At 49.8% G+C, this 2,946-nt stretch carries 5 protein-coding genes; 1 reads left to right on the forward strand and 4 read right to left on the reverse strand.

What is annotated here, in order from left to right:
• Nucleotides 1–38: 38 nt before the first annotated feature.
• On the forward strand, nucleotides 39–707 hold the full coding sequence (locus BUE76_RS10200; RefSeq protein WP_073048215.1) for a response regulator: 669 nt from the start codon (nucleotides 39–41) through the stop codon (nucleotides 705–707).
• Between the two features lie 108 nt (nucleotides 708–815).
• On the opposite strand, the gene BUE76_RS10205 is transcribed toward BUE76_RS10200, so the two are convergent.
• The 4 genes from BUE76_RS10205 to BUE76_RS10220 all read right to left on the reverse strand — a co-directional run bounded on the left by BUE76_RS10205 (nucleotide 816) and on the right by BUE76_RS10220 (nucleotide 2,872).
• The gene (locus BUE76_RS10205) at nucleotides 816–1,349 is read right to left on the reverse strand and encodes a hypothetical protein (protein WP_073048217.1); all 534 of its coding nucleotides are present in this window, start codon (nucleotides 1,347–1,349) and stop codon (nucleotides 816–818) included.
• 50 nt (nucleotides 1,350–1,399) lie between these two features.
• A complete protein-coding gene (locus tag BUE76_RS24470) occupies nucleotides 1,400–1,546 on the reverse strand; it encodes a hypothetical protein (protein WP_158069950.1) in 147 nt (48 codons plus the stop codon).
• Between the two features lie 281 nt (nucleotides 1,547–1,827).
• Complete coding sequence (locus BUE76_RS10215) at nucleotides 1,828–2,478, reverse strand: hypothetical protein (protein ID WP_073048224.1); 651 nt, start codon at nucleotides 2,476–2,478, stop codon at nucleotides 1,828–1,830.
• A 115-nt stretch (nucleotides 2,479–2,593) separates the two neighbouring features.
• Nucleotides 2,594–2,872 (reverse strand): hypothetical protein, encoded by a 279-nt coding sequence (locus BUE76_RS10220; protein ID WP_076026730.1) that lies wholly within the window; start codon nucleotides 2,870–2,872, stop codon nucleotides 2,594–2,596.
• Nucleotides 2,873–2,946 lie beyond the last annotated feature (74 nt).

Consider the following 2,946-nt stretch of genomic DNA (forward strand, 5'->3'; position numbering starts at 1 on the left):
ACGATTGCCGCCACTTTTTAAACATCAAAAAAGGGTGCATGAAAACAGAAATAGCCATAGCTGATGATCACCAGTTGTTCCTGAAATCTTTGGGGAAACTGGTTGATAGTTTTGACAATTTCTCGCTGGTTGCCGATGCGGTGAACGGCAGCGATCTTTTGCAAAAGCTTCCCCTATTACCCCAACTCCCCGATATAGTTTTGCTGGATGTAAATATGCCCGTTATGGATGGTCCGGCAACGGCCATGCAGATAACAACTACCTACCCGCAGGTAAAAGTGGTGGCGCTTTCCATGAAAGATGATGACCATACCATCATCCGCATGATCCGTTCGGGGTGTTGTGCTTACCTTTTGAAAGACATTCATCCCGATGAACTGGAAAAAGCACTCCACCAAATTCACCAGTTGGGTTATTACAACGCCGATGAGTCAAACCTGAGGGTGCGCCGCCTAATCAGTCGTACAAAGGAGGCAGAACAGCTACTGCTCAGTGACCGCGAAAAGATCTTCCTGCGGCTTGCCTGCAGCGATCTTACCTATAAACAGATTGCCGACCAGATGCACCTTGCCGAACGCACCATTGATGGCTACCGCGAACACCTGTTTGAAAAGCTACAGGTACAAAGCCGCGTGGGCATGGTGCTGAAAGCCTTGCGAGAAGGATTGGTGCAGCTGGATGATGACCCGGTACAGCAACTGCCTTAACAAGTGAAACCCTGCTACCCCTAAGTGGCAGGTTTTTACTGTTTGCTGTGCAAATACATAAAAAAGCCATCCAGCAGGATGGCTTCCATTTACCTGTAAACCTTGCATTTATTGTTGTTTGTCAAACTCGTTGTAAATGTCCCAATCATCATTTACTACCCGTACGGTTTTGAACTTACGCTTGTTTTCAATACTTACCAGGTAGGCCGTCCTGCCATCAACAGTTACCTCGCTAACGGTTTTCAATTCATAACCGGGGAATGCGTCTTCAATGATACCGGTAACAGTTTTGGGTAGCAGGGAAGCTTCGTAATACCGAACGGTGTGTACCAGGCGGCCTTTGTTGGTGTACAGAATATTGTTGCGGATGCCGTCTACCATGCAGTAGAAGATGGTTTTATTTTCTTCAGGGTAGATGCTGATATCGGAAACGTTCCTGAACTGGCTGGTGAAGCTTTTGAACAATTTTTCGTTGCGCAGTTTCAGGCCGTCGAGGGTTGCCGCATCATTGGCCACAAAGGTGTTGGCTGCCGGCGTTGAAACGGAGGCCGTTTGTGGTGGCAAAGAGCTGGTTTGTGCCTGTGCACTTACTGCAAGCAGCAATACGGCTGCGATGTTGCGGAGGGAATTAAAGCATTTCATGATCCTGGTTGTTTATGGGTTTTGAAAAAGGGGATAACAATAGGAGTGTATCAGTTCAGGTAGATGCATACGGCAAAGCCGGCGGCCAGCACCCGGTTGAGAATGAGGGGCTCACCTACTAATACGGAAAACGCTATTTTCTGGGGATGAACCGATGGTCGAAGGAGCACCGAGTTGAAGAAGACTTGCTGTTTCATGGCTGTTCGTTTTTCGGTGTGGTTGGTAACTGATAACACCACAAACATAGCCTGGCGTAAAGGCGGGAAACAGGGGAGTTTGCCCCTTTGCACAGGGGAAATTCCCCCTTTATAAAATGTTAACGGAGCCGTTGTGTAATGAAAGGCGGCATGCCTGGAAAGATTGTCCTTTTCTTAAATGAGCGGGTAAAGAGGACGCAAAAGCAGCAGGATGGGTGGTTGCAGTTTGGGGTGCTGCAGTAGGAACACAAAAAAAGGGATGTTATCTGCATCCCTTACAATTAGCCGCTCATGCGCTTGGTGATATCTATAATGGTTGCCCCGGGCAAGAGGTTGCCGATGGGCGTGGGTTGTGGCGCTATGCGCTCTTCATTTCCCAAGACCACTTTTAGTTCCGCCTCTTTTTGCCCGTGCAATTGTTGCAAGGCCTGACGGCGTGCTTTGCGGTATTGTTCAAAAAGCGACATGAACTGGTAGTGGTAAGCCAGGCTCTTGATAGGGCCGTACTTGCCTTGCCTGGCAGCATGAAAAAACAGGATCACGTCTTCCAGTGCCAGGCTGTCTTCCTGCGCGGCTACCATGAGGTCGCAGGTTACCGCGCTCATCTTGGTATCAGTCAGCTTTTTTGCCCGGGTAATAGGTAGGGAAAAGCAAAAAGCTTTTACCATCATCTGCAGCATGTGGTGCATGCGCTTGACCCCGAAATCTGCCATCAGCGCAGGAATGCGGTCCTCCAGGGCGATGCCTTCCAGCAGGTCGAAGCGGATCTCGCCTTCCCGGGTGTATTGCTGTTGTACCAGGGAGGTAATGAGATCGTATTCCAACGTGTTGACATATGGCTTCGGCTGCCGCTTGGGTTTGGACTTAGGTGCTTCCGTGTTTTTCACGGGTTGCACCGCCACCATATTGCGAAAACTCATTTGTTGGGTCATTGTGGTGTTTTTGAAAAGTTAGAAGACGGAAGTCGGGAAAGTCAGTAAAGAAGCTTGCTTAATCAGGGGCGTCTTCCAGCTTTGCGGACTTTGCCGACTTCGGACTAAAGCCAGCTTAGCTGGCCTTCGCATACTGCCAGCGCATCATCTTCAGCCTTTGGTACAGCGAAGAGATGATGAGCGGCGTGGCGCCGGTGAAGGGCTCTATTTTATGCCATTCCTGTCCTGCGTCCATTACATATAGTTCATCGGCAGGACTGGCACATACGCCCCAGGCCAGAAACGGATAGGTGTGGGGGGAGGTCTTCACTTCCACAGCCGTATCGAAGTACAGGAATTCGTGACCGGCGAGATCCTTAACGATCGCCACACAGTCTTTAAGGATGTTTTCCATGGTTGTATTCGGTTGCCAGTTGCCGGGAGCCCGGTTGCCGGTAAAAGGCAACCGGCAACCCGGAAACTATTTGG

This window comes from Cnuella takakiae (assembly GCF_001953305.1).
Classification (GTDB): Bacteria; Bacteroidota; Bacteroidia; order Chitinophagales; family Chitinophagaceae; genus Flavisolibacter; species Flavisolibacter takakiae.